General features: G+C 58.6%; 21 protein-coding genes and 2 tRNA genes. 14 read left to right on the top strand and 9 right to left on the bottom strand.

Going from position 1 to position 23071, the window contains the following annotated elements:
• Positions 1-45 precede the first annotated feature (45 nt).
• From DEM27_RS15415 to DEM27_RS15395, 4 genes are all read right to left on the bottom strand, one after another.
• Positions 46-561, bottom strand: a complete 516-nt coding sequence (locus DEM27_RS15415) for an ImmA/IrrE family metallo-endopeptidase (RefSeq protein ID WP_109459140.1) — start codon at positions 559-561, stop codon at positions 46-48.
• A 129-nt stretch (positions 562-690) separates the two neighbouring features.
• Positions 691-1767, bottom strand: coding sequence for a phage late control D family protein (locus tag DEM27_RS15410; protein ID WP_109459139.1), 1077 nt, complete (start codon positions 1765-1767; stop codon positions 691-693).
• A 1-nt stretch (position 1768) separates the two neighbouring features.
• Complete coding sequence (locus DEM27_RS15405; protein WP_109459138.1) at positions 1769-3964, bottom strand: hypothetical protein; 2196 nt, start codon at positions 3962-3964, stop codon at positions 1769-1771.
• A 129-nt stretch (positions 3965-4093) separates the two neighbouring features.
• On the bottom strand, positions 4094-4468 hold the full coding sequence (locus DEM27_RS15395; RefSeq protein WP_109459136.1) for a hypothetical protein: 375 nt from the start codon (positions 4466-4468) through the stop codon (positions 4094-4096).
• 1523 nt (positions 4469-5991) lie between these two features.
• On the opposite strand from DEM27_RS15395, the gene DEM27_RS15390 reads away from it, so the two are divergent.
• The 6 genes from DEM27_RS15390 to DEM27_RS15365 all read left to right on the top strand — a co-directional run bounded on the left by DEM27_RS15390 (position 5992) and on the right by DEM27_RS15365 (position 11487).
• Positions 5992-7362, top strand: a complete 1371-nt coding sequence (locus DEM27_RS15390; protein WP_128755512.1) for a hypothetical protein — start codon at positions 5992-5994, stop codon at positions 7360-7362.
• Positions 7363-7437: 75 nt separating this feature from the next.
• A complete protein-coding gene (locus DEM27_RS15385; RefSeq protein WP_109459134.1) occupies positions 7438-8403 on the top strand; it encodes a DUF4214 domain-containing protein in 966 nt (321 codons plus the stop codon).
• A gap of 17 nt (positions 8404-8420) precedes the next feature.
• Complete coding sequence (locus tag DEM27_RS15380; RefSeq protein WP_109459133.1) at positions 8421-9155, top strand: hypothetical protein; 735 nt, start codon at positions 8421-8423, stop codon at positions 9153-9155.
• 78 nt (positions 9156-9233) lie between these two features.
• Positions 9234-9443, top strand: a complete 210-nt coding sequence (locus DEM27_RS15375; RefSeq protein ID WP_109459132.1) for a hypothetical protein — start codon at positions 9234-9236, stop codon at positions 9441-9443.
• A 120-nt stretch (positions 9444-9563) separates the two neighbouring features.
• Positions 9564-9875, top strand: a complete 312-nt coding sequence (locus DEM27_RS34610) for an excalibur calcium-binding domain-containing protein (protein WP_109459131.1) — start codon at positions 9564-9566, stop codon at positions 9873-9875.
• A gap of 421 nt (positions 9876-10296) precedes the next feature.
• On the top strand, positions 10297-11487 hold the full coding sequence (locus DEM27_RS15365) for a DUF4214 domain-containing protein (protein ID WP_109459130.1): 1191 nt from the start codon (positions 10297-10299) through the stop codon (positions 11485-11487).
• A 131-nt stretch (positions 11488-11618) separates the two neighbouring features.
• Here the strand turns inward: DEM27_RS15365 and DEM27_RS15360 are convergent, their stop codons facing one another.
• The 3 genes from DEM27_RS15360 to DEM27_RS15350 are packed head-to-tail and all read right to left on the bottom strand — an operon-like array spanning position 11619 to position 13715.
• Positions 11619-13079: a helicase HerA-like domain-containing protein gene (locus DEM27_RS15360; protein WP_165823443.1), complete on the bottom strand. Its 1461-nt coding sequence runs from the start codon at positions 13077-13079 to the stop codon at positions 11619-11621.
• A gap of 1 nt (position 13080) precedes the next feature.
• Positions 13081-13419 carry a hypothetical protein gene (locus tag DEM27_RS34605; protein ID WP_245445857.1) on the bottom strand — a complete coding sequence of 113 codons (339 nt, stop codon included), beginning with the start codon at positions 13417-13419 and terminating at the stop codon, positions 13081-13083.
• A 50-nt stretch (positions 13420-13469) separates the two neighbouring features.
• Complete coding sequence (locus DEM27_RS15350) at positions 13470-13715, bottom strand: helix-turn-helix domain-containing protein (protein WP_109459128.1); 246 nt, start codon at positions 13713-13715, stop codon at positions 13470-13472.
• Positions 13716-13902: 187 nt separating this feature from the next.
• On the opposite strand from DEM27_RS15350, the gene DEM27_RS15345 reads away from it, so the two are divergent.
• The 3 genes from DEM27_RS15345 (at position 13903) to DEM27_RS15335 (ending at position 15162) form a co-directional block, all read left to right on the top strand.
• Positions 13903-14274 carry a S24 family peptidase gene (locus DEM27_RS15345; RefSeq protein ID WP_109459127.1) on the top strand — a complete coding sequence of 124 codons (372 nt, stop codon included), beginning with the start codon at positions 13903-13905 and terminating at the stop codon, positions 14272-14274.
• 10 nt (positions 14275-14284) lie between these two features.
• On the top strand, positions 14285-14641 hold the full coding sequence (locus DEM27_RS15340) for a hypothetical protein (protein ID WP_109459126.1): 357 nt from the start codon (positions 14285-14287) through the stop codon (positions 14639-14641).
• Between the two features lie 92 nt (positions 14642-14733).
• Positions 14734-15162: a S24 family peptidase gene (locus DEM27_RS15335; RefSeq protein WP_109459125.1), complete on the top strand. Its 429-nt coding sequence runs from the start codon at positions 14734-14736 to the stop codon at positions 15160-15162.
• Between the two features lie 180 nt (positions 15163-15342).
• Here the strand turns inward: DEM27_RS15335 and DEM27_RS15330 are convergent.
• Together DEM27_RS15330 and DEM27_RS15325 are read right to left on the bottom strand one after the other, a co-directional pair.
• Positions 15343-15416, bottom strand: a tRNA-Cys gene (locus tag DEM27_RS15330).
• 51 nt (positions 15417-15467) lie between these two features.
• Positions 15468-15737 (bottom strand): hypothetical protein, encoded by a 270-nt coding sequence (locus DEM27_RS15325; RefSeq protein WP_245445883.1) that lies wholly within the window; start codon positions 15735-15737, stop codon positions 15468-15470.
• A 234-nt stretch (positions 15738-15971) separates the two neighbouring features.
• On the opposite strand from DEM27_RS15325, the gene DEM27_RS15320 reads away from it, so the two are divergent.
• The 5 genes from DEM27_RS15320 (at position 15972) to DEM27_RS15300 (ending at position 22762) form a co-directional block, all read left to right on the top strand.
• Positions 15972-16046, top strand: a tRNA-Asn gene (locus DEM27_RS15320).
• Positions 16047-16259: 213 nt separating this feature from the next.
• Entirely contained in the window at positions 16260-16910 is a 651-nt protein-coding gene (locus DEM27_RS15315; protein ID WP_109459282.1) for a protein-L-isoaspartate O-methyltransferase family protein, read from the top strand.
• A gap of 271 nt (positions 16911-17181) precedes the next feature.
• Positions 17182-18603, top strand: coding sequence for a TolC family outer membrane protein (locus DEM27_RS15310; RefSeq protein ID WP_109459124.1), 1422 nt, complete (start codon positions 17182-17184; stop codon positions 18601-18603).
• Positions 18604-18786: 183 nt separating this feature from the next.
• Positions 18787-19710: a PopZ family protein gene (locus tag DEM27_RS15305; protein ID WP_109459123.1), complete on the top strand. Its 924-nt coding sequence runs from the start codon at positions 18787-18789 to the stop codon at positions 19708-19710.
• Positions 19711-19834: 124 nt separating this feature from the next.
• On the top strand, positions 19835-22762 hold the full coding sequence (locus tag DEM27_RS15300; protein WP_109459122.1) for a valine--tRNA ligase: 2928 nt from the start codon (positions 19835-19837) through the stop codon (positions 22760-22762).
• The last annotated feature ends 309 nt before the right edge of the window (positions 22763-23071 follow it).

Below are 23071 nucleotides of genomic sequence, written 5' to 3'. Positions count from 1 at the left end.
CTAGGTCCACGGTCAAAAACAATCGCACTCGGTAATTTGGTGTGCTCAAGTACCCTCAAGGCCTTTCGCTCTGACCCTGGCGGCCTGACCACTGACACCGAAAAAACGGGCCGCGGCGTCAATCCCTTCCTCATCCACGATTTTGCGGAACATAGCCTCGGGCATGGTGAATGCAGCCGCAAACCAGTTTGCTTCCCATTCACAACGTTGGTCGTTTCCTTCGATCCAACGGTAAGCCCTCATCCCATCGCCGGGAAACTCTTCACTGACGAGAGGGAAATGCAAAAATAGATGGCCTAGTTCATGCGCGATTGTGAAACGGTTCCTCGCCATTGATGTCATTGTTGGCAGGAAAATTTCGAATGAACGATCCGGCTCAATTAGGATGGATTCCGGCTTATCGCCCACAGCGTTCCGGTAGGATATGTACCCGTTGAGATCAGCCACAAGATGCTCGATCGGCATCCCAGGCTGATAATTTACTTCGTCGGCGACTTCTTCAGCAAAGTCAGAAACAGCTCGCTTGGACGCTCCGGTAGGGAGCGGATTATGATACTTCATGAATACCTCCCTGTATGTGGTAGAATTGGGCGGCGAAGCGACTCGCCGTCACGAGATTTCCTATATAGTGACGAATATCCCCGTTATCCACAATTGCCTTAGGAAAGGTATTGACAGCTATTACCTCGGTTACGGTGCTGGGGGTGCAATTTGTGGTGATGGTCCGGCGGGGGAACCAGAAGGACGTGTCCCGCGCGTATCTACGCCGGCGCCGCCGGATGGCTGTTTCAGGTTCAACGTGGTCTCAAACCCGGCAGCCTTGGTCAAAGAATGCTCGACGGACGCGATGCGATAGGAGCCGTCGATCCCCGGGCGGATGCCGGAGAGATTGCAGAGCGCTTCCGGTTCAGCAAAGACGTTACCGAGGATGGTGACGGAACCGCCACCTTTTTCACGGTCCGATTTTTTCCCCTGTGTCGTGGCTTGCTGTTTGGCCTGCGCCTCGTCCGACGCGGTGATCACGGTGCGGAGCGCACTGGAAACATCGTCGACTCCTGTCGGGACATCGACCTTCATCCGCTGCCCTTTCTTCACGTCGAAGTAGGAAATCTCGACGTTTTTGAACTTCGGCCGGGAGATGATCGGGGCAATGTTGCCGCTGATCAGGTTGACCCCGTAGGTCACGGCGATCGGCGTCAAAGTCTGACCAGATACCGAGATCCCCTCGTTGATCGCGACCATATAGCAGCGGTTGCCGATGATCTTGAAGGATGCGCCGACCTCGTTGGCGATCCGCTGCCCCCAGGACATGAAACTCTCATTCTGGGCCAGCCAGTACGGCCGCTGGATCGACTTTATCGACCCGGCCACGGAAACCTGCAGCCCGGCCCGGCCGCCGAACTCCGAGGCGACGTCGGCGAGGCTGGCGTCGTCCTTGTGCTTCAAGAACGGTTCCTTGACCTTGCTGCCCAAGTCGACACTGGAAGCACCGACACTCATTCTTCGGCCATCCCCTTTGCTGAAGCTGTAGTCGACGTCGGACACGAAGCCCATGAAGGCTTGGTCGCCGTTGATGTTGATCATCACCGGCGCCCGGTCCTGAGGCAGGACGATGTCACCATAAGGGTCTGCCAGTTCGATCGAGCATTCATCCGCGGCGTTGTCTGCGGCGCGCGTGATCTTAATTGATAAAAGGCGCGGCTCGAACCGGGATGTAACATCCTGGCCGGCGACGATGACCTGATAAGAAGTAGAAACGATACCCATTTCAGAATGTCCCGTGGTCAGTAAAGTTGCGGTTCATCTGCCGGCTGACAGAGCTGGAGCCGGTGCGAGGCACGTTGTCAGCCGCATTGGCTGCCACTGTCGCAGCCGCCTTCATCGTGGCCACAAACTGCTGGGCAAGCCGAACTGCTTCTTGCAATGCGGATGTGTCGACGGCCGGCGTGGCGGTTACCGAAAGGGCCTGCTGGATCTGTGAGCCGGCGTTTTCGGCCTGGTCGACCGCGGCCTGGATGCTGTCGGACGGCGCCGGCCCGGCACCGAGCCCGACGCGGTGACGGCCGCCCTCGAAAGCAACCTGACCAAACTGCCGTTGCCAATTGTCCCGGTCCTGCTCCGGTCCTTGGGGATAGTATTTGTAGGGCGGCTTCTTGCTCTCCTTCGTCGCATCCCGTCCGACGAGGCCAACACCGATGATGGCGGAGAGTGCGGCTACCGCAGTCCAGAACGTCGGCGATGATGCCACGGCGGCGAGTGCCCCTCCGCCGGCCGTGGTGCTCGCTGCACCGGCTGCTACGGTTCCAGCAGCACCGACCTTGCCACCAGCAGCCAGGCTGACGGCAGCAGCCTCGAGCGATACCGCCGCGGCGTTGAGAGCGGGGCCAGCGGTTCCCAGCGACCACAAGCCAGCCAGAAGCTTCCAGCTGCCGTAACCAGCCATGGCCGCACTGCCAGCGATCCCTGCCTTTGCCATCGGGTCACCATCGCGCCACAACTGCTGGAATTTGTTGATGGCATCCGTCATCGAATTCATACCCGCCGTGGCGGTGGGCAGGATATCGTCACCAACGGCGGCGGCGAGGTTGCGAAGCGAGGTCACGAACCCCGTGGCGCCGACGAACGGATCTTTAAACCGGGCTTCGTCAGCGGCATCCGGTCCCATGGCGTTGCTGTACTGTTCGAACAGGCGGTTGACCTGCTCCTGCTGAGTTATGATCCTGGTGATGAGACCAGTAGCATTGGTGTTTCTCGAAAGCTTGGCGACGGCCTGGGCGACGTCGGTCTCATTGCTCATGTCGACGCCGTCGTTCTTCAGGGCCGGTATCAGAACCTGCTTCACCCATTCGTCAGGATCTCGTCCAAAGGTATCGGCGCCGACGAGGTCACCTCCTCTCCGGATACCGATGCGCTCCTGTTCCGCAATGTTCTTCTTCGAGGCAACGGCATTCGAGCCGATGACGAAAGCCTGATAGGCCGAGGAGAGCGCTGCGCCGAAACCCTCAGCGGTCATATCCTGCATGAACGCTGGCGCCTTGCCGGCGAGAAACTCGGTCGACAAGCCGGGCACGGCGATCTTGCCGCGCCGGGCGAACTGGAAGAGCTTGCCGACGTCAAGATCCGCGCCTTCGACCTGCGCGGCCCGGATCAACCCCGCAATGATTTCGCGGGTATTTCTGATACCGAGTTCGCCACCGCTGTTCTTGCCCGCATTGTCGATGCCCCGGAGAAGGTTCTGAAGCTCACCGACGGCAACATCCGTGCCCTTCGCGCTCTGCAGGGTCACCATGCCCTTGACGAGATCCGGCAAGATTTCCAGCCCGGCCTCAACCGATCCCATCATGTTTCGGGCGTTTCGGGCGAGCTCTGCTATCTCTGTGATCGAGACCGAAGGATATTGCCCGCCGAGTTCCTCCGCCTTGGCGATGATCTGATCCTTTTCGCCCTCAGGGATATTGCCCATCTCCTGCCTGAACTTCTCACGCTGCCATTCCGAGGCGGCAACGGTACCTTCACGGATGGCCTGGCCACCGAAGTAAATGGCGGAGCCGCTACCGAGGGCGTACAAACCCAATCTTTTGAGTTCGTTGATGCGATCGCGCAGACGCCCGGTGTGGTCTTCAGCAGCCTTTGCCGCGGCCGCCATCTCCCGAAGATGGCTGAGTGCCCCAAGCTGCCAGCGGCTTATTTCAGCACCCCGCAAGGCGCCCGAAAGGTTCTTCTGCTTGAAAGCCGCTTGCAGCCGCTCCCAGGAATTGCGCAAGGTATCGAGCTCTCGGGCCGACGCTCCCATTTTGTCGATCTGGCTCTGAAACCGGCCGCCCCACGGCGCCGAATTCAGCCGCGCCGCGGCGCGCTGGATAGCATCCATGCTGCCTGTGATCCGATCTGCCGATCCCTTTGCCTGCCCCGATGCCTCATCCTTCAGCCGGAGGAGAAGCTCGCCGATGAATGTCCTCGCCATTTCAAATCCGCCTTCCTGTCGCCAGTGCGACATCAAACCGAGCTCGAGCCATCTGGATGTTCACCGCCTCGCAGTACCAGCCCAGCAACTCGCACCATTCCATGTTCATGACTTCGCCGATTGGCGTCTTCAGGGTGCAGGCGACGATGGCGGCGTAGCCCCTCCAGCCGGCAGGGACGATGCGAGCAATACCTTCAGAGCGCGGGGAAAAAAATCTGCTGCCTCCCGGTCGACCTCCGCCTGGTCATCGGCATCTAGGGCATCCCAGACCTCGATCGGGCAGTCCACCGTCGGCGGCATCAAGGATCCGCCGTCCTTCAGCCTGGCGAAGAAGTCTTGGACCTCTTTGCCGGTGATCCGGCGCACCCGGATCTCGGTGACAAGGGTTTCTCCGAATCGTACCGGCCACTGCAGCGAGACCAGCTTTTCCCGGGCAGCAGGGTTTTCGATGTAGGCAGCAACCGGCGCCTGCGGCTCGGTCTGATCCATGGTGTTTTCGGGCATCTCTGCAGCTCCTCTGTAGCTGAATTTAAGGATTTCAGACTATCAGAGCCCAGCGGGAACAAACAGTGAATATTGCCCCAAAATGCCTGATTTTCGGGGTTTTGAGCCAGGCACCGGTCACCTCCTGACCGTGAACGCGACAAGGGGAGATGACCTCCCCCTCCGAAAACAAATTTGCCCGACAGACGGCGATGCTGCGCCTCGCAGGCCGTTGCCCCTTGGTACGGTCCCTAAAATCTTCGCTTTGCCACAGGGCCGCCCCAGGGCGGGCGTGGAGCGAGCGTTACATGCCGCACATCATCCGGAACTTGCACGTCCCCACGGCTTGCTGTGCGGACCTGGGGTGGCCAAGACATGGTGGCGCTGCGGCTCGGTAGGCGCCGGGAGGCGCAGGCAGGCAAGGGGGCGGTATACTGGCCTATGGGCAAGGCGGCCATGGGCGGGCCTGCCATAGCCGATGCCACTGTGCTGTTGTCGTGCATCAACCGATCTGCGGACCGATATGCCAGGGAATTGGTATTGCGCAGGGAGGTGGACAGGGAGGTAGGGCCGGACCCGCCACTGTGGGGGCTCGAGAAGACCGGATTATCCGGTGTATTGCACCGGTCAAGGTCGAGACGATTTCACTTTCGTCGCCGGGCCAGTTCAGGGCGCTACCGCCGTGCCGGTGATCAGGTCCTCATTGCCGATCTGGTCGCGGCGGGCAAACTGCCAAGAGTGTTGGAGGTTTCTCGTCAAGGCCCCCCACGACAAGACCGCTAGATTGTGAAATACGCTCACCTCGACACTTCTTTCCTCGGGAAAGAGGTTGACGTTTCATCGGCGTCCCGTTCACGGGAGAATGCGCCGGCGGCTCCGTCTTTGCAGGCTGTTCCCGTGTTGCTGTGGCCTTGCTGCGGCGATCGTTGTTGATCGCCTTGGTTTTCATCGTTGTCGGTTTACCCGTCTTAGGATGCTTGAATTTCCGCTGTATACTGCCCGCGCGGGCAGTATTAGACGGGGCGAGATCTACCCACATCTTGGCCACCAAGGTGTACCCGACCCTGCATTGCTTGGCGATTTCTCGATCCGACCACAACGACCATTCCGCATTGTCAAGCAGGCGCATCACCTACCTGTGGCGGCGATGGAGCGATGTCAGCGCCATCTGACACCGGCGCGACCGCGGCGCAAGCCCGTCCCGAGGGTCTCGTCCCGCCAGACCGGATGCCGGCGGCGAAGATGGAGCACATCGTCTGCTGGCCGACGGCCGGTGCACCGGTGTCGAGCAGGCCTCGACACCCACTTGTTACCACTTAATAGGCAGAAGGCGTGGCCGGCCCCGTATTGCAACACAATGGGAACATTACTGTTTTCGGCCAATCACGGGATTTTCCCGTGCATCCCGGGCGCGACAAATTGTTCAACAGGCAATCTTCTTCATCTTCATCGCCTCAAGATCGGAGATCAACAGGAACTCTCATTTCTTGTAATTGCCAAGCCCTCAACCCCTGACTACTGTTCGGAAAATATTGGAGGGTCAAATGCCAATTTCTCGATGCAGCAGAGGAAAAAACCCGTTCAAGCGATCGGCTATGTACCTCGCGGTAATCGGCTTGACGGCGCCTTTTCTTTTGATGATCTCCGCTTCCGCAACATCTGCCGCGGATCTCCAGCTATCATCTGTCGAGCTTGGAATGGAAGCTTCAGATGCGATCGAGCACATCAAGACTTTTTACTCCGGTGCCACACTCACCGAGACAAAATACTACACCGGTAAAAACTTTGGTTCATTAACCCCCTGTGAAGACCTGGCAGAAAGGGGCGGCGCGCTCGTTGCAGAATGTGAGGACGAGTTGAAGCGGAAGCTTGAACTCGTCGCAGCGTATGATGTTGATCTGTCAGGCGGCAAACGCGAGAGAATTGAGCTCTACACTGCCGGCAAGCCGGGGATCGCAGCGATCTACAGGCAGATCGATACCGCCTCAAAACCTTCGATGTCTCAACAAATCATTTCTGCTCATGGAAAAGGCGTTGATCTGGGCGCAAAGGAAGGGATGATCTGGGGACCAAGCTGGACGAAAAGCGATGCCTTTGGTGAGCGAGGTGATCCGCGATGTAAAGATATTTGGGGCGATGCACCTTTCCCAAAACAAAACATCCACGTTGACTGTGGCCAGTATTTGCGAACGGACTACTATCGAGCAGTCCTTATCGACAGTTCGCAAACCTCGGAATTCCTTGGCGGTGTGAAAGCGGTGCTTAAAGAGCCGCCGAAGCAGGAAGTGGTCGTAGCGGAGCAGCCAGTGGCGGATGGCGCAATCGCTTCAAGCCGCAAACCGGTACTGAGAGCATCTGGCTATGAGCAACACGCGGCGCGGATATCAGGCGGCCAGCCGTTTGAGTTTTCGGACGTAAGCTATCTCTTTACAGGAGGTGTTGCCTACGAGCTTTTGTCGACCTGCAGCCGCGGAAATCTGAATGACGATGATCTCGCTGAAGCGCAGTCGTTTGCCTATGCGGTCGCTCAGAGAGCGATGGTAGGCAATCAGTGGGGAAATGACGACCTTGGAAAAATGATGGGCTCGCAGGCGCAAGGTATAACGGCTTTTTCCGCCGGCAACTTGTCGGCCCGTGCTTTGAACTGCGAGGGCGCGGACATAATACTCGAGAATATTGCGAGTATCATCAGGTCAAATAAGGTCAGCAGTTCAGGTGGCGAGGCCGTTTTCATCAGCACATGTAGGCCAATTCACGGCGAGGCTGGATGCGGGTGTTTGGCACGCTTGGGCAGCGCCGTTTATCCCAACATCTATCAGTTGCAATATTCGCATGATCTAATGGCAGGAATTGTTCAAGGCAATCCGTTGGTCGCTCTTCAGATCGTAGGTGCGTGCGGCATCATGAATTACTGAGGCTAGGACCGTCTAGCCTATCGAAGGTTTCGCGCGTTGAGTGAATTGTGGGAAAGTTAACATTCGGGAGTGAGCATGGACTTGCAGTGGACAGGTGAAGTCAGGAACAGGATATTGCATGACCTTGGCAGTCCAGCTGACCCGGAAGAGGTTTTGACATACGACGTCTCCGGATTATTTAATCTGGACGACTGGGGGCGGCTGGATCAGTTCAGTTCGCTTACCGGCACCAACTCGAACGACCTCATTTTCCTCGGTCACTTATCCCTTTCAAAGCAGTCACTGTACAATATCGACCGTTTCTTCCTTGGATTGGGTGATGACATCCTCGATCTGAGTTCGGTGCGTTTTTCCTACATCGATACCCGGATCTATGCCGGCGAAGGAAATGATTGGATACTCGGCAACGACGGTCGGGATACTGTCTTTGGCGAACAAGGCAACGACCGCATTAAAGGCTATGCGGGCAATGACATTCTGAACGGCGGCGCGGGAGACGATTACATCGACGGCGGTGAAGGACTCGATACCGCTGTTTTTGACGCCGTCCGCGAAAGCTACGGAATCCAGCATGCGGGACGCTCTATCTCCGTTACCGGGCCATCAGGAGCCGACTATCTGTATGACGTCGAACGCTTGCAGTTCAGCGACGGCACCTTAGCTTTCGACGTTGCCGGGCACGCTGGCCAAGCTTACCGGATTTATCAAGCAGCCTTTGATCGCACGCCAGATACTGCCGGCCTTTCCTATTGGATCAAGGCCATGGACGCCGGCGCCACGCTTGATGACGTCGCCGCCGGGTTTATGTCTTCTGCGGAATTCAATGGCCTTTACGGGACGAACCCGAACAACCGAGAATTCGTTGACCGTCTTTATGACAACGTTCTGGGCCGGGAAGGCGATAGCGGTGGCATTGCCTATTGGGTCGGTCAATTGGAGGCTGGATACAGCCGGGCGCATCTTCTCGCGGGTTTTGCGGAAAGCACGGAAAACGTGGCTGGCGTCGCCCCGGCGATTGCCGATGGGATCTGGTACGTCTGATGCCTTGGAGAAATGTCATGCGCTCGACCGCAATCGGAACTCTCTGCTTTTCGCTCCTTTCGCTCCCGGTCTTCGCGGAGGAAGACCCCATGGAGTTGCAGCGGTGCATCTGGCAGTGCCAGGCAAACTACGGCACGGAGAGTGCAAAATATCCTGAATGCGTCGAAAGACTTTGCGAAGGGGGCGGAGCTGAGGAGCAGCCGAAGGCATCGTCCAAGCAAGAAGGCCGCTGGACCTATGGAGATCATCCAGTCTTGGGCCGATCAGCTTACGTCGAAGTCGGAGATGCTGCTCTCGGTATCGCCTGCGTCGGCGATCAAGGCAGCTTTGTCGTGTCACACAGAATGACCTCTGGCATCGTTAATGATCCCGCCCAGCCAGACGGTGGGGTGATGACGATGTTTAAGAAGCCCTTTTCTGTTGGTGGGGCGTTCGTTTATCAAAAAAATCCCGCCGGATTTTTCGAGAGGATCGCAGCATATTGCGATAGCGAAATTGCAGAAATGCAGCGTTCGACGTCGATCGTGTTTTTGAGCGGAAAGTTCGTTAGCCTGAATTTTGAAAGCGATGGCTACAAGATGACGGTGGAACAGGCCGGGAAATCGATGGTCGTTGCCAGTGAAGTCGATCTTAAGAAGCTCTCGGATTCCCGAACGATCTCCCTGTCTGGGTCTTCCGCGGCTATCAAACAACTGACCAAGGAGTGTCCGGCACTGCGGCAGCAAATTACCGAGGGGTGCGACGAGTTCTGATTTCCGCTGCGCACCTGTATTCGGTGCGAGCTAGTCCGGTTGCCCAGCCGCACTATCTCCTTGTCGAAGGAGAAGATTATGACCGAATTGAAAGACATTCCCGGCCCCCGCCACCACGGCGCCTATCCGGAACGCGCCGCCGATTGCCGAAATGCGATCGAGCCGGCGTACATGGACCACATCAACGCCGGAACCGAGGATGAGCAAAAGCTCGCGGCCGGCGAGCTTTCGGACGTCATGATCGCGCTGAGCAACCGGGCGTGCCGGTTGGTCAACAGAGGAGGCTGACGCCGCGATCATGGCGATCGCGTCTCAGCGTGTCGCCGGCGGATGATTGATCTTGCCGATAGATCGCATTTTATCGACTGATATCGGGATCGGTTAAGTCTCATCGGCGATCATCCGACCATGAGCTACGCCACACATAAATTCCCGAAACCGGGTCGCCGGCGCTATCGTCGCCAGGGCTCCGGCATAAAGGCGTGGATTACGATCTTGGCGCTGGTGTTCGCCGGCAGTGCCGTGCTCTACGGGCGGATGTTCCTTGGGAGCGGTCTGGCCGCCAGCACACCTTCATCATTCACGAGCCGCACGGGGAATCTTACCGGCTGCCAAGCCGCGCGGGCGCTGGGCATCGCCCCGATTCGTCGAGGTGACGCGAACTATCGGCCGGAACTCGATGCCGACGGTGATGGTGTGGCGTGCGAGCCATATCGGTGACGACGCACGGTTTCAAGTCGGATGGCGAGCAACCTTAGCTCTGACCGTTCCTGAACCGGTCACTTCGTCTCGGTTCGACTGCCACGTTTAGGATCGACAAATGCGAACCGGCTCCGCTCAACATAAGGACGCCGGGGAAACTTGCCCGACAATCTCCCTCGTCACGTGAAAAGTCCGTACATATTACAGACCTTATCGTATGTGACCGCTTATCTGACCGTCATCGGCGGTATTCAGCAGATTTCACACCCAGGGAAGATCTGCATCACAGATATAAACCCATCTTGGGCCGAAATGCCGATTGATCCCCAATTCTTACGTGGTGAATTTCATAAGTTAGCTAGACGTAATTTATTATGTTGTCTATCTTTGAAACGGCAATAAGTGTGGAAAAAATCTCTCAGCAGAACTGGGTTTGGCTATGGCAAATGGATATGTACTCAGAGACTTCAAGTTCGGATCCCAAGAGTGGGGAACGAGTGGAGGTCAGGTTACTTGGAGCTTTGCCACAACCGTCGGCGCTTTCTTTGCATTCGATACGATAATTTCCCAACCCTATTACCAGGATTTGATCGTTCAAGCTTTTCAGGCGTGGGAAAATGTTGCGGATATCGACTTTGTACAAGTCGCTGACAGCGCGGCATCTGACATCAGGCTTGGATGGGATGAAATCGACGTGCCCTCTCACTTCGCCCAGCAAGTTCATACAGCTTATACCGTTAATGGCATCTTTGAGATTACGTCAGAGATACGCTTTGATCCCCTAAAAACTGCAAATATATCCTCTGAGACTTTCCTTGGCTTAGCGATGCATGAAATTGGTCACGCGATTGGGCTGGATCATATTGATGATCAAAGCCTGATCATGAACCCGATCGTCTACATCTCGTCCTTAGCAATGGGTGACGTTGCGGGTGTTCAGTTTATCTATGGCCCGGCGAACGATACCACTCCGCCTGGAGGCTGGGATGGTAGTAACTTGGGTGACAGTTATGAGGGAGGTGCCGCTGGGGAGGCGATCAACGGACATGGTGGTGATGATCGCCTGCGTGGCAACGGGGGTGATGACAATATTGACGGCGGCGATGGGATTGATTTCGCAATCTATGCCGACAGCGCTTTTAACTACGATCTGCAATACCAGGACACTGGTGCCCTGAGTGTCGCGCATAGAATGGGCCAAGATGGAACGGATTTGCTCTTGAACATTGAGCGAATCGCTTTTCCAGACTTCACCCTTGCTCTCGATATCAACGGTATAGCCGGGCAAGCATATCGTATTTATCAGGCGGCCTTTGACCGTGTACCAGATCCACCTGGGCTGGGCTACTGGATCCGACAAATGGATGCAGGGCTAAGCCTTTACGACGTAAGCAAAGGTTTTGTCGGCTCACCAGAGTTTGGACAAGATTTCTCAAACGCAAACTTCGTTGCGAGACTATACCATAACGTCCTTGGCCGCGAAGGTGAGAGCGCCGGGCTTCAATATTGGAGCGGTCAGATCGACAGCGGCAGCATGGACAAAGCAGCGGTGCTTGCAAGCTTTTCCGAGAGCGCCGAGAACGTAGCCGGCGTGGCGCCAGCTATTCAAAACGGTTTCTGGTACGTCTAATGTAAGATCGATTGGAACTGTTCGGAGATCGTCTATCAATGCGGAAAGATCTTGGTCACAGGTTGCCATATTGGTAAGAGCGCCTGCTTCTGAGATACCGGTCCTGGCCATATTGCCAGGTGAGGCGCGTATTACCCAACAAGCCAAGTCAGATAGGTCAAACCACCGGCGGCGATAAGTCCCGAAACGAGGACTCCGGTTAGGTGATCAAGCCGGCTCGGGCCGGCGGGCGCCTCGGGAACGAACGACGGGACAAACTGTCGGAAATCGCCAGGCTGCCAGTCGCCAGTCTTCACCACTTCAGGCAAACCTCGGTCTCGGCGCATCCTGTTCGCGAATACCGTCGATGCCTCGCCCTCGGGGAGGTCATAGGCATACTTCTTGCGCAGCGCGGATGCCTCCATGATCGCCCTGCGCTCGATCGCCGAGATCGGTCCGACCTGCCCAGCCGGGGGAAGGATATCGACCTTCTCCACCTTCGTCGGTATCCCGGTCTCGTCCAAAACTGAAATCAGGGCCTCGCCGACGGCCAGCGCGGTGATCTCAGCTTTGACGTCGATACCACGGTTCTCGCGGAAGGCCTGGGCGGCGGCCTTCACCATCCGCTGATCCTTCGGCGTATAGGCGCGCAGCGCATGCTGGATCCGGCTGCCAAGCTGGGCCAGCACGGTATCCGGGATGTCGGCCGGGGACTGGGTGACGAAATAGACGCCGACGCCCTTTGACCGGACCAAGCGGACCAGCCTCTCGACCTGCTGGACCAATTCCTTCGGCGCATCCGTGAATAGGAGATGGGCCTCGTCGAAGAAGAAGACGAGCTTCGGCTTGTCCAGGTCTCCGGCTTCGGGGAGAACACGGAAGAGCTCAGTCAGCAGCCAGAGCAGGAAGACGGCATAGAGCTTCGGGCACTCCATGAGTTGGTCGGCGGCGAGAAGATTGATGATGCCGCGGCCGTCGGGGCCAGTTCTGATCAGATCCGTGATGTCGAAAGGCGGTTCGCCGAAGAGGTGACCGCCACCCTGGACTTCCAAGGCGAGGAGATTACGCTGGATCGTTGCAATGGATGCTGCCGTGATGTGGCCATACCGTTTGGAGACATCCTCCCGGTTTTCCATGAGGTCGTCCAGCGCCCAGCGGAGATCGTCCAAGGTCAGCTTGAAATCGGCGTTGTCCTCGCATCGCTTGAACAGAACGGACAGGGCGCCTTGCTGGGTTTCATTGAGCCTGAGCATCCTGCCCAGCAGCTCCGGCCCCATGGCATGCACGGAGGTGCGAATTGGGAGACCGTCATGGCCGAACAGGTCCCAGAACTGGACGGGGAACGCGCTGGCGGTGAACTGCCGTCCCAGTGCCCCACAGCGGGCCGCCAGCGGGCTTTCTGCATCGCCGGTGGCCGCGACGCCCGACAGGTCACCCTTGACGTCGGCGGCAAAGACAGGGACGCCGGCGGCGGAGAATTCCTCAGCCATGCGCTGGAGCGAGGTCGTCTTTCCCATCCCGGTACTGCCGGTGATCAGCCCATGCCGGTTGGCCCGGGCGAGGGGAAGCGCGATCGTCTTGCCGGATTTGGTTTGGCCGATGTCAATCTGCATTCTACTCCTCCGCCGATTTCGCCCTTCGTCCAGCATTTCTTGCCACGCTTCGAGCGGCTTTTGCCCCTGCGATCGTTTTTCTACGATCAGCGGCGGCCGCCTGTTGAGCTTCTCGTTCTGCTTTGCGCTCGGCAATCTTCCGCACGAAGCGTTCGCCCATTCCTTCCGGCTGTTGAAAAGCTTCAGCTATGCCCATCGCCCGATCGAGATCGTCACGATACCAAAATTTTCGACGGGAATTTTCAACTATCCGCGGTGATGGATAAGTTGTCCCGACGCGAGAAAGAAAATCCTCGACTGTCTTCTCACCGCAGTAACCAGCGGCGAGCTCTGCCATCATTCGAGGTGGCCAGCTTCCAGGCGGAATCACAGCAGGGCGCCTTGGAGATGTCATGTTTTCAGCCTCACGCCAGGTCCGCCGTGACTCTGACCCTCATCAACGATGATCACGCCGGCGCTATTCAAGGCATCGACAACAGCATCAAGGGTGTCGGTGCGCACCTTCACACGTTCGGCGCCGAATGCCTCCATGTTGCGGATAGTGTTCGCACTCACTCCTGCTTTTTCGGCTAACGCGATCTGCTCCATGCCGATGAGCGACCGGGCTGCACGTATTTGAAATCCAGTAATTGGCATTTGGGCTCCACGCTATTTATTTTGGTACTGTACACAAATTCATGTTGACCACAAGCAAATTGCGGTTCATGGTTAACGTACAAATCAATTTTGGTTCCATACACAAAATCATAACTGCAACGCGACCCTGACGGTCGCGGTGACGGTTAAGCAGTGCCCTGTTCCGATCAGCCTGGAGGTATAGACGATGACCAACCTTTTCCCCGTTCCTTCCACCGACAAGGTATTTTCCAATCGGTTCCGCATCCATCCCGTTGAGGGTGACCACATGGAGCCCGGGCTCAGCGAGCGCCGCGACTATGTCTTGCTGATGCCGGTTCAAACCTATTGCTGCGAGGGGATCTATCTCTTCGACCTGGTACCAGGTGGCCGCGGCACCCTGCTGCGCGTCCAGAACATCCTCGGTGGTAAAGTGCTGCTGAAGAGTGACAACCCCGCTTACTCGACCGAACGGATCATGACACGAGCCGAGTTCGAAGAGGTGGTCCTTGCTTATGTCGTCGCCGACATCAAGGTCCGCGATGTCATGGTCCTGCAGCAGCTCTGCCAGGATAGCTGAGGAGGAAGTCATGTTGAGATCGCACCTGCCCTCCAGCATCATGGAGATGAATGACGCTGCCACCGTGCACGCCGCCTATGACGCCGTCCGGACGCTGATGAAGGTTGCCGGCGCCTATACCGCCACACCGCTGCTGAACAGAGGTGAAGGTGAGGCAGCCGGGGACTATCTCTGCGGCATCCTGCATTTCCTCCAGCGCGAAGCGGAATGCCTTGCCGATCGCGCCGCCGAACTGGAGGTGACCGGCAAGAAGGAGGCCGGTTTCAAGGCTCGTGTCGCCTTGGCATATGAGCTCGATTATCCCGGCGCTGACGATGGCGCCGCCATCGGCCGGGCCGCAACCGCACTCGCAGCCATCCTGGCCTGACCTAGAACGGCCGTTCCAAGGCGAAAGCAAACTCCCATCGAACTCAACGCCGCGCACCGGCCAGCACACCCTTGCTGGCGGAAGGAGAACGCATGTCGATCATCAACCCCGGCCTGCTGCCGGATGTCTATGCCTGCATCGCCGATGGTGATTGCATGATGCCGCTGATCAGATCCGGCGACCGCCTGGTGTTCAGCCGCCTCGAGCCGGTTGCCGTCGGTGACCTCGTCGCAGTTCATTTTCACCCGGGCATGCAGCCGGAGGGCGCCGGGCCGGTCCACCTGAAGCGTGTCGTCGGGATGCCGGCAGAATGGATCCTTCAGGCCGATCACAAAGACTGGCGGCCAACTGCCCTTTTCTCCCAGATCAATCCACCGCTCATATGGGCTTGGCAAATCGATCGAATCGCGGCTGTCCATCGCTGCATCGGCACCATGGACGCGATGGCTCAATCAGAGAAAGAAGTTGGCATGGCGATGAGAATACGGGGGCACGTACCGGAGAAAACCAGGCGCAGTTAGGCGGTCATAGCGGGGCGAGGGCAGGCGCGACATGTTGCATTCCATGTTGCATGGATTTGCCGTGGCCCTGTGGAAATGCCTGAAATTCAAGGGAACTGATACGCAACAAGGTGCAACATGAAAATTTCCCAAGCGCCTGCGTTATGGCTCGTATGTATCTGAAAACACTTGGGAATTTAATGGAGGCCTCGCCGAGAATCGAACTCGGGTGCAAGGATTTGCAGTCCTCTGCGTCACCACTCCGCCACGAGGCCATCCGAACTATTAAAAGCGTGTGGTGACGGGCGTTTAGAACGAATCGAGGTTTAGCGCAAGAGGCGATTTCGCAAATGTACGTCGGAATGTTCCGCTGCCGGTTCTGCGTCCTGTTTTGTCGGGGAATCCCGCTTCTGCCTGCGCTTGGCCCATCGTACGGACCAGCGCCGGCGCAGCCGCCGCGCAAAAGGAAGGTCGTGTGACAAGACAAGGGCGCCGAGTGGGATCATCCAGAAACCGAGGATCGGCAGAAAACCAAGACAGCCGCCGACGATCAGTCCGGCGCCGATGCCGATGCGTGCAGCCCGCGACTGCGGCATGGTTATGCGCCAGCGCCCGATCGCCAGCTTGCCCGTCTTGTGATCGATGCCAAATCGGCTTGTTTCCTCGGTCGATCGAGCCAATGATTTTCCCTTCTGCGGACCTGGTTCTCCACAGGGACATGGGGGCAGAAGCAAAAATAAACAAGCTGCCTGTCATTTTTTTGAAAAAACCGCTTGGCAAATCGGAAAAGCATTTGTAGAAGCCCACTCACACCGCGGCAAGCGGTACATTCCCTGGTAGCTCAGCGGTAGAGCATTCGACTGTTAATCGACAGGTCGCCGGTTCGAATCCGGCCCGGGGAGCCAATTAAAAGATAAACGCCTGTTATTGTTGAGAAATCCAATAACGGGCGTTTTCTTTTCATCTCCCGAATCCCGCTTTTTCAGCCATGATCACCGGATTTCCCGCGGGAGAATAAAGCCGTCGGCTCGCGCCTGCGTCTTGAAAGCTTCTCCGCCGGGAAGTAAGAGACGGATATGACGAGGCAACCCGGATTTCCGAGGGGTGACAGGACAATGATGGACTTCGAAGCAGCACGCACAAAAATGGTCGACAACCAGATCCGGACCACGGACGTCACCTCGCACTCGATCTTGTCTGCGTTCCTCACCGTCCCGCGCGAAGCTTTCGTGCCCGAAAAGCTCAAGCCGCTCGCCTATATCGACACCGACATCGAAATCGCGCCCGGCCGGTATCTGATGGAAGCCTCGCCGATGGCAAAGCTTCTGCAGCTCGCGGCGATCACCAAGAACGACCTCGTGCTCGAAGTCGGCTGTGGCACCGGTTATGCCTCGGCGATCCTGTCCCAGGTTGCCGGCTCGGTGGTCTCGCTGGAGAGCGATGCGACGCTTGCCGCCGAAGCGACCGCGCGGCTTTCGACGCTCGGCTGCGACAACGTCGCCGTGGTGACCGGCGATCTGGAGGCTGGTTATGTCAATGAAGCACCTTATGACCTGATCTTCATCAATGGTGCCGTAGAGCGCGTTCCGGAAGCATTGCTGTCGCAGGTGCGCGACGGCGGCCGCCTCGTTTTGGTCGAGGGATACGGCAATGCGTCGCATGCCAAGGTCATAGCCCGGGAGAGGGGCGCCTACGCCGAGTCCGTTTTCTTCAATCTCTCCGTCAAGCCGCTGCCGGGCTTCCGCAAGGCGGCAGAATTCGTTTTCTGACGGCCCTGCCGAAGCCACCATATTTGTGCCGCCGTTGACCTCGATTTTGCCACAATGTCGATTGTTTGTTGCCGTCGCGCAACGACGCGGTTGTTTCTGGCGGCAAGCAGCCGAGAACTGTTGCCAACATGATTGCGCCGGCGGATCTACATGCCAACATGGCTCGAATCGGGACGGCAAGTTGTGATACCTGTGAATAACTTGGCTATGTTGAGCCTGAAGCATTGCGCAAATTGGTCTGGGTCGCCCGAAAAGGGCGGCAAGCTGAGCGATGTTTTTCAGTTCAGACCTTTGTTCAGTGTGGAGTAAGGCCGTGCCCATCATCCGTAAAGCTATTCTCGCTTCCGCCGTCGCCGCCCTGATGCTGGCACCGCATGCCGCTTCGGCCGAGACGATTTTCGGGGCAATGGCCAAGGCTTATGCCAACAACCCGGATCTGAATGCCGCCCGTGCCGCGCTGAGGGCAACCGACGAGAATGTCACGATCGCCAAGGCCGGGTTTCGGCCCCAGATCGAAGCAACCTCCAGCCTTACGGCCATCGGAGTTCGGGACATCAGCACTGGCAAAGACGGCTACCAGTATAATACGGCATCGGTCGGTATCTCGATCACGCAAAGAATCTTCGACGGGTTCCAGACGCTGAACCGGGTTCGCCAGGCGGAATCATCCGTTCTTTCATCGCGCGAAACGGTGAAGGCCAACGAGATCCAGACATTGCTGGCCGCTGCCCAGGCTTATTCGAACGTCGCCCGCGACCAGCAGATCGTCGTCATCCGCCAGCAGAACCTGTCGTTTTTGCGCGAGCAGGTGAAGGCGGCGAATGCGCGCCTTGAAGTGGGCGAGGGCACGAGCACGGATGTCGCTCAGGCCGAAGCCCAGCTGGCGGCGTCTGAAGCGATTCTCGCGCAGGCGATTTCGCAATTGAAGATCGCCGAGGCGACCTATGTGCAGATCGTCGGCGTCATGCCGGAAGGCATCAAGCAGCCGTCGCCGGCATCGAAGGCGATGCCGGGCGGTCTGGACAATGCCGTTGCGATTGCGATTCGCGAAAACCCGACCGTCCTCGCGGCCTTGCATGCCGTGGATGCGGCGGGATACCAGGTCAAGACGGCCGAAGGCGTGCTGTTGCCCGGCGTCGTCATCCGCGGATCCGTGCAGCGGCTGACCACCAGCGAGGCGCCTTCGGCGCTCAACCCCGATTACAACACCGGCTCGGTGACGGCGCAGATCACCGTACCGATCTACCAGGGCGGCGCCGAATACGGCCAGATCCGCCAGGCGAAGGAACAACTGGGTCAGCGTCGCATCCTCGTCGATTCCGCCCGCGCCGACGTGCAGCAGTCCGTGGTTGCCGCCTATGCGCAGATGGAAGCCGCCAAGGCGGCGATCGCGGCGAACAAGAAGCAGCTTGCCGCCGCGCAGCTCGCCTTGAACGGCGTCATCGAGGAACGCAACGTCGGAACCTCAACGACGCTCGACGTGCTGACCTCGCAGCAGAACGTGCTCAACGCCCGCGAAAGCCTGGTTGCCTCGCAATACAACAGCGTCGTCGCCAGCTATTCGGTCATCGCCGCGACGGGGCGCCTGACAATTCGTGATCAGGGTTTGCAGGTTGCCGAATATCGCCCGGAAGAACATTACGAGGCGGTCAAGGACAAGTGGTTCGGATTGCGGACGGTGGATGGCCGTTGAGGTTTTGCAATCCTGTTTGGTTTTGCCGGCCGCCATCGTTTCCAAAGCCTTAACAAAACTGTGTATCATCCGCGAATGTTGATTCGCAGTGATTTTTTTTGCCTTCCGAGTATCCTAGACTGACGATGATTCGGAAGCGATGTCATCGGTTCCGTTGCTGTCTTACCTTATACGGGGATGAAAATGGCTCAGCCAAATGTAGCGCGTGAACCGTCCATGGAAGAAATTCTGGCATCCATTCGCCGGATCATCGAAAGCAACGAGCCGGGTGCCGGCAAGACGATCTCCAGTTCCCTTCCTCCGGTCTATGCCGAAGAGGATGAGTCGGAAGAGGAGATCCAACTGACCATCGACAACGACAACGGCGTCATTCCTTCCTTCGAGGACGACATGCGCGCCGATGAGGATGCGGTTTCGCAAGCCGCCTTCGCGCGTGAAGATGTGCCGCAGGTGCGTCCCGTCGAAAGGGAGAATCTCCGGGTGATCGAAGAGAGAAAGGCAATGTCGCTCGCCGACGTCGCTGCCCGTGTGCGCGCCGCTTCGGAACGTGGCGGCGTCCAGCGCGATGTGCAGGAGCCGCGGCCGGAAGCCGCGCCGGCTCCCCGTGCCGTCTCCGCGACCCGTCCGGTGGAACTGCGGCAGCCGCCGCAATTGACAGCCGCCAACGAACCGCGGCTGAGCATGCCGAAGCCGATCACCGCTTACAGCAACGAACAGAATTTTTCCGAAGAGGAGCCGATCGCGGCCCTGAGCCGGGTCGTGCAGCCGATTTCGCGCACGGCGGCGCCGACGGGCAATGAAACGGCGTCAGCCCGTTCGGTGCCCGAGGCGCAACCGGTTCGCGACCATGCTGAGGTCGACCTGCCGGAGCAGCCGGAAACGGAAAGCAAGGCGTTGCTTTCCAGCGTTGCCGGCGACATGGTGGCCCGCTCGTTCGGCGAACTGGCTGCGGCGTTCGACAGCGGCGCGCGCCGGTCTTTCGACGAGATTGCCGAGGACATGCTGCGGCCGATGCTGCAGGAATGGCTTGACGACAACCTGCCGACGCTCGTCGAGCGGCTGGTGCGTGAAGAGATCGAGCGCGTGGCGCGCGGCCATCGCCGCTGAGCCGAACCGCGACGCTCTTGTGTTTGAAGAGCCGCTCCGGTCTCCGGGGCGGCTTTGTCATTGACTCCGCGAGAGCCATCCTATTTAGAACCTGACATCATCAAACATCGAAGTTGGCCAGAAAATGCTCGACAAAACCTACGATTCCGTCGCCGTCGAACCCAAGATCGCGCAGAAATGGGATGAAGCGGATGCATTTCGCGCCGGCGCCAATGCCAGGCCGGGTGCGGAGAGCTTTACCATCGTCATCCCGCCACCGAACGTGACCGGCTCGCTGCATATGGGCCATGCGCTCAACAATACGCTGCAGGACATCATGGTCCGTTTCGAGCGTATGCGCGGCAAGGACGTGCTGTGGCAGCCGGGCATGGACCATGCCGGCATTGCGACGCAGATGGTCGTCGAACGCAAGCTCGCCGCCGAAAAGCTGCCCGGCCGGCGCGAGATGGGCCGCGAAGCCTTCATCGACAAGGTGTGGGAGTGGAAGGGAGAGTCCGGCGGCCTGATCTTCAACCAGTTGAAGCGCCTCGGTGCCTCCTGCGACTGGTCTCGCGAGCGCTTCACAATGGACGAGGGCCTGTCGCAGGCCGTCCTGGAAGTCTTTGTCTCGCTCTACAAGGAAGGGCTGATCTACCGCGGCAAGCGGCTGGTCAACTGGGACCCGAAGTTCGAAACCGCGATCTCCGACCTCGAGGTGGAGAACAAGGAAGCCGACGGCCACATGTGGCATTTCAAGTACCCGCTGGCCGACGGCGAGACCTATACCTATGTCGAGAAGGATGCGGACGGTAACGTCGTTCTCCAGGAGGAGCGCAACTACATCTCGATTGCCACGACCCGTCCCGAGACGATGCTGGGCGACGGCGCGGTCGCCGTTCACCCCTCGGACGAGCGTTATGCCGCAATCGTCGGCAAGCTCTGCGAAATCCCGGTCGGTCCGAAGGAACATCGGCGTTTGATCCCGATCATCACCGACGAATATCCGGACCCGACTTTCGGTTCCGGCGCGGTCAAGATCACCGGCGCCCACGATTTCAACGACTACCAGGTCGCCAAGCGCAACAACATTCCGCTGTATCGCCTGATGGACACCAGGGCGCAGATGCGCGACGACGGCGAGCCCTATGCGTTTTACGCCGCGCAGGCGCTGGAGATCGCCAGGACCGGCGCGCTGCCGAGCGAGTCGGAAGTCGACGACATCAACCTCGTTCCCGACGAATATCGCGGCCTCGACCGATATGAGGCGCGCAAGCGTATCGTCGACGCGATCAACGCCGAGGGGCTTGCTGTTACCACGCTCGATGCCGAAGGCAATGCCGTGCCTTACGTCGAGAAGAAGAAGATCATGCAGCCGTTCGGCGACCGCTCCGGCGTCGTGATCGAACCGATGCTGACCGACCAGTGGTTCGCTGACGCCAAGACGCTGGCAAAGCCCGCGATCGAAAGCGTTCGCGAGGGCCGTACGAACTTTGTCCCGAAAAACTGGGAGAAAACCTACTTCGAATGGATGGAAAACATTGAGCCGTGGTGCATCTCGCGCCAGCTCTGGTGGGGTCACCAGATCCCGGCCTGGTATGGCCCGGACGGCCAGTGCTTCGTCGAGAAGACCGAGGAAGAAGCGCTCGATGCCGCTGTCCAGCATTATCTCGCCCATGAAGGTCCCTGGAAGGCCTGGGTGCAGGAAAAGCTCGAGAATTTCGAGCCGGGCGCCATCCTGACGCGCGACGAAGACGTTCTCGATACCTGGTTCTCGTCCGCCCTGTGGCCGTTCTCGACGCTCGGCTGGCCGGAGCAGACGCCGGAACTGGAGCGCTATTATCCGACGAGCGTGCTCGTCACCGGCTTCGATATCATTTTCTTCTGGGTCGCCCGCATGATGATGATGGGCCTGCATTTCATGAAGGACGAGGAGGGCAACCCGGTCGAGCCGTTCCACACGGTCTATGTCCATGCGCTGGTCCGCGACAAGGCCGGCCAGAAAATGTCGAAGTCGAAGGGCAACGTCATCGATCCCCTGGAATTGATCGACGAATATGGTGCAGACGCGCTGCGCTTTACGCTGGCCATCATGGCGGCGCAGGGGCGCGACGTGAAGCTCGATCCGGCCCGCATCGCCGGCTACCGCAATTTCGGCACCAAGCTCTGGAACGCCACGCGGTTTGCCGAGATGAACGGCGTCAAGCGCAATCCGCGTTTCGTGCCGGAGGCCGCCTCGCTGACCATCAACCGCTGGATCCTGACCGAGCTGGCGCGCACGCAGCGGGACGTGACCGAGGCGATCGAAAGCTATCGGTTCAACGAGGCCGCCGGTAGCCTGTACCGTTTCGTCTGGAACCAGTTCTGCGACTGGTACCTCGAATTGCTGAAGCCGGTCTTCGGCGGCGAGGATGCCGGTGCCAAGGAAGAGGCGCAGTCCTGCGTCGCCTACGTTCTCGACGAGATCTACAAGCTTCTGCATCCCTTCATGCCGTTCATGACGGAAGAACTGTGGGCGCATACGGCCGGCGAGGGCGTCGAACGTCCGTCGCTGCTCTGCCATGCCGAGTGGCCGGCGCCTTCGTATGCCGACGATACGGCGGCCGACGAGATCAACTGGCTTATCGACCTGGTGTCCGGCATTCGTTCGGTTCGCTCGGAAATGAACGTGCCGCCGTCGGCGACCGCACCGCTGGTCGTCGTCGCCGCCAACGAGATCACCCGCGCCCGCCTGGAGCGACACGATGCCGCCATCAAGCGTCTCTCGCGCGTCGAGACCATTTCGACGGCGGATACGGCGCCGAAGGGGTCGGCCCAGATCGTCGTCGGCGAGGCGACCGCCTGCCTGCCGCTCGGCAGCCTGATCGACCTGGCGGCCGAAAAGGCGCGTCTCGACAAGGCCACCGCCAAGGTCGACCAGGAGATCGGCCGCATCATGGGCAAGCTTTCGAACGAAAAATTCGTCGCCAATGCCGACCCGGCGGTGGTCGAAGCCGAACGCGAACGTCTGGTCGAACTGGAGGCCCAGAAGGCAAGTCTGGTCATTGCTGCCCAGCGTGTTGCGGAAGCGAGCTAGATTTTCTGCCGCCAGCGGTCTTGAATGCAAAAAACCGCGGGTCGTCATGGCCCGCGGTTTTTCTTTGTCCTGATTCGCAAATGTTAACAGGTGCTTGCGCAGGAGAACCCGCCTAACGGGAAATTTCCTGTTCCGCCCTGTTGATGACCTGTTCGCCGGAGAGAAAAGCCGACTGTGCCCGCAAAGTGACATGCAAACAGTGGTAAGGAATTTTTTACCGGTTCTGCAGCACACTTCTTGAATTCAGCGAATAGAAATCCATTGCGGGCAGGTTTTTGAGAAGAAACTCTGTGCTGCGACGGGACACCG

Source organism: Rhizobium album (assembly GCF_003122325.1).
In the GTDB taxonomy this organism is placed as follows: Bacteria; Pseudomonadota; Alphaproteobacteria; order Rhizobiales; family Rhizobiaceae; genus Metarhizobium; species Metarhizobium album.
This window is presented reverse-complemented; position numbering and strand designations above follow the sequence as displayed.

Excerpts from the sequence above, each read along its gene's own strand:
- DEM27_RS15335 (WP_109459125.1), top strand. The coding sequence starts at position 14,734 with ATGTCGATCATCAACCCCGGCCTGCTGCCGGATGTCTATGCCTGCATC.
- DEM27_RS15300 (WP_109459122.1), top strand. The coding sequence starts at position 19,835 with ATGCTCGACAAAACCTACGATTCCGTCGCCGTCGAACCCAAGATCGCG.
- DEM27_RS15315 (WP_109459282.1), top strand. The coding sequence starts at position 16,260 with ATGGACTTCGAAGCAGCACGCACAAAAATGGTCGACAACCAGATCCGG.
- DEM27_RS15395 (WP_109459136.1), bottom strand. The coding sequence starts at position 4,468 with ATGCCCGAAAACACCATGGATCAGACCGAGCCGCAGGCGCCGGTTGCT.
- DEM27_RS15375 (WP_109459132.1), top strand. The coding sequence starts at position 9,234 with ATGACCGAATTGAAAGACATTCCCGGCCCCCGCCACCACGGCGCCTAT.
- DEM27_RS15410 (WP_109459139.1), bottom strand. The coding sequence starts at position 1,767 with ATGGGTATCGTTTCTACTTCTTATCAGGTCATCGTCGCCGGCCAGGAT.
- DEM27_RS34610 (WP_109459131.1), top strand. The coding sequence starts at position 9,564 with ATGAGCTACGCCACACATAAATTCCCGAAACCGGGTCGCCGGCGCTAT.
- DEM27_RS15340 (WP_109459126.1), top strand. The coding sequence starts at position 14,285 with ATGTTGAGATCGCACCTGCCCTCCAGCATCATGGAGATGAATGACGCT.
- DEM27_RS15350 (WP_109459128.1), bottom strand. The coding sequence starts at position 13,715 with ATGCCAATTACTGGATTTCAAATACGTGCAGCCCGGTCGCTCATCGGC.
- DEM27_RS15345 (WP_109459127.1), top strand. The coding sequence starts at position 13,903 with ATGACCAACCTTTTCCCCGTTCCTTCCACCGACAAGGTATTTTCCAAT.
- DEM27_RS15390 (WP_128755512.1), top strand. The coding sequence starts at position 5,992 with ATGCCAATTTCTCGATGCAGCAGAGGAAAAAACCCGTTCAAGCGATCG.
- DEM27_RS15325 (WP_245445883.1), bottom strand. The coding sequence starts at position 15,737 with ATGCCGCAGTCGCGGGCTGCACGCATCGGCATCGGCGCCGGACTGATC.
- DEM27_RS15305 (WP_109459123.1), top strand. The coding sequence starts at position 18,787 with ATGGCTCAGCCAAATGTAGCGCGTGAACCGTCCATGGAAGAAATTCTG.
- DEM27_RS15405 (WP_109459138.1), bottom strand. The coding sequence starts at position 3,964 with ATGGCGAGGACATTCATCGGCGAGCTTCTCCTCCGGCTGAAGGATGAG.
- DEM27_RS15365 (WP_109459130.1), top strand. The coding sequence starts at position 10,297 with ATGGCAAATGGATATGTACTCAGAGACTTCAAGTTCGGATCCCAAGAG.
- DEM27_RS15380 (WP_109459133.1), top strand. The coding sequence starts at position 8,421 with ATGCGCTCGACCGCAATCGGAACTCTCTGCTTTTCGCTCCTTTCGCTC.
- DEM27_RS15385 (WP_109459134.1), top strand. The coding sequence starts at position 7,438 with ATGGACTTGCAGTGGACAGGTGAAGTCAGGAACAGGATATTGCATGAC.
- DEM27_RS15415 (WP_109459140.1), bottom strand. The coding sequence starts at position 561 with ATGAAGTATCATAATCCGCTCCCTACCGGAGCGTCCAAGCGAGCTGTT.
- DEM27_RS15360 (WP_165823443.1), bottom strand. The coding sequence starts at position 13,079 with ATGCAGATTGACATCGGCCAAACCAAATCCGGCAAGACGATCGCGCTT.
- DEM27_RS34605 (WP_245445857.1), bottom strand. The coding sequence starts at position 13,419 with ATGATGGCAGAGCTCGCCGCTGGTTACTGCGGTGAGAAGACAGTCGAG.
- DEM27_RS15310 (WP_109459124.1), top strand. The coding sequence starts at position 17,182 with ATGTTTTTCAGTTCAGACCTTTGTTCAGTGTGGAGTAAGGCCGTGCCC.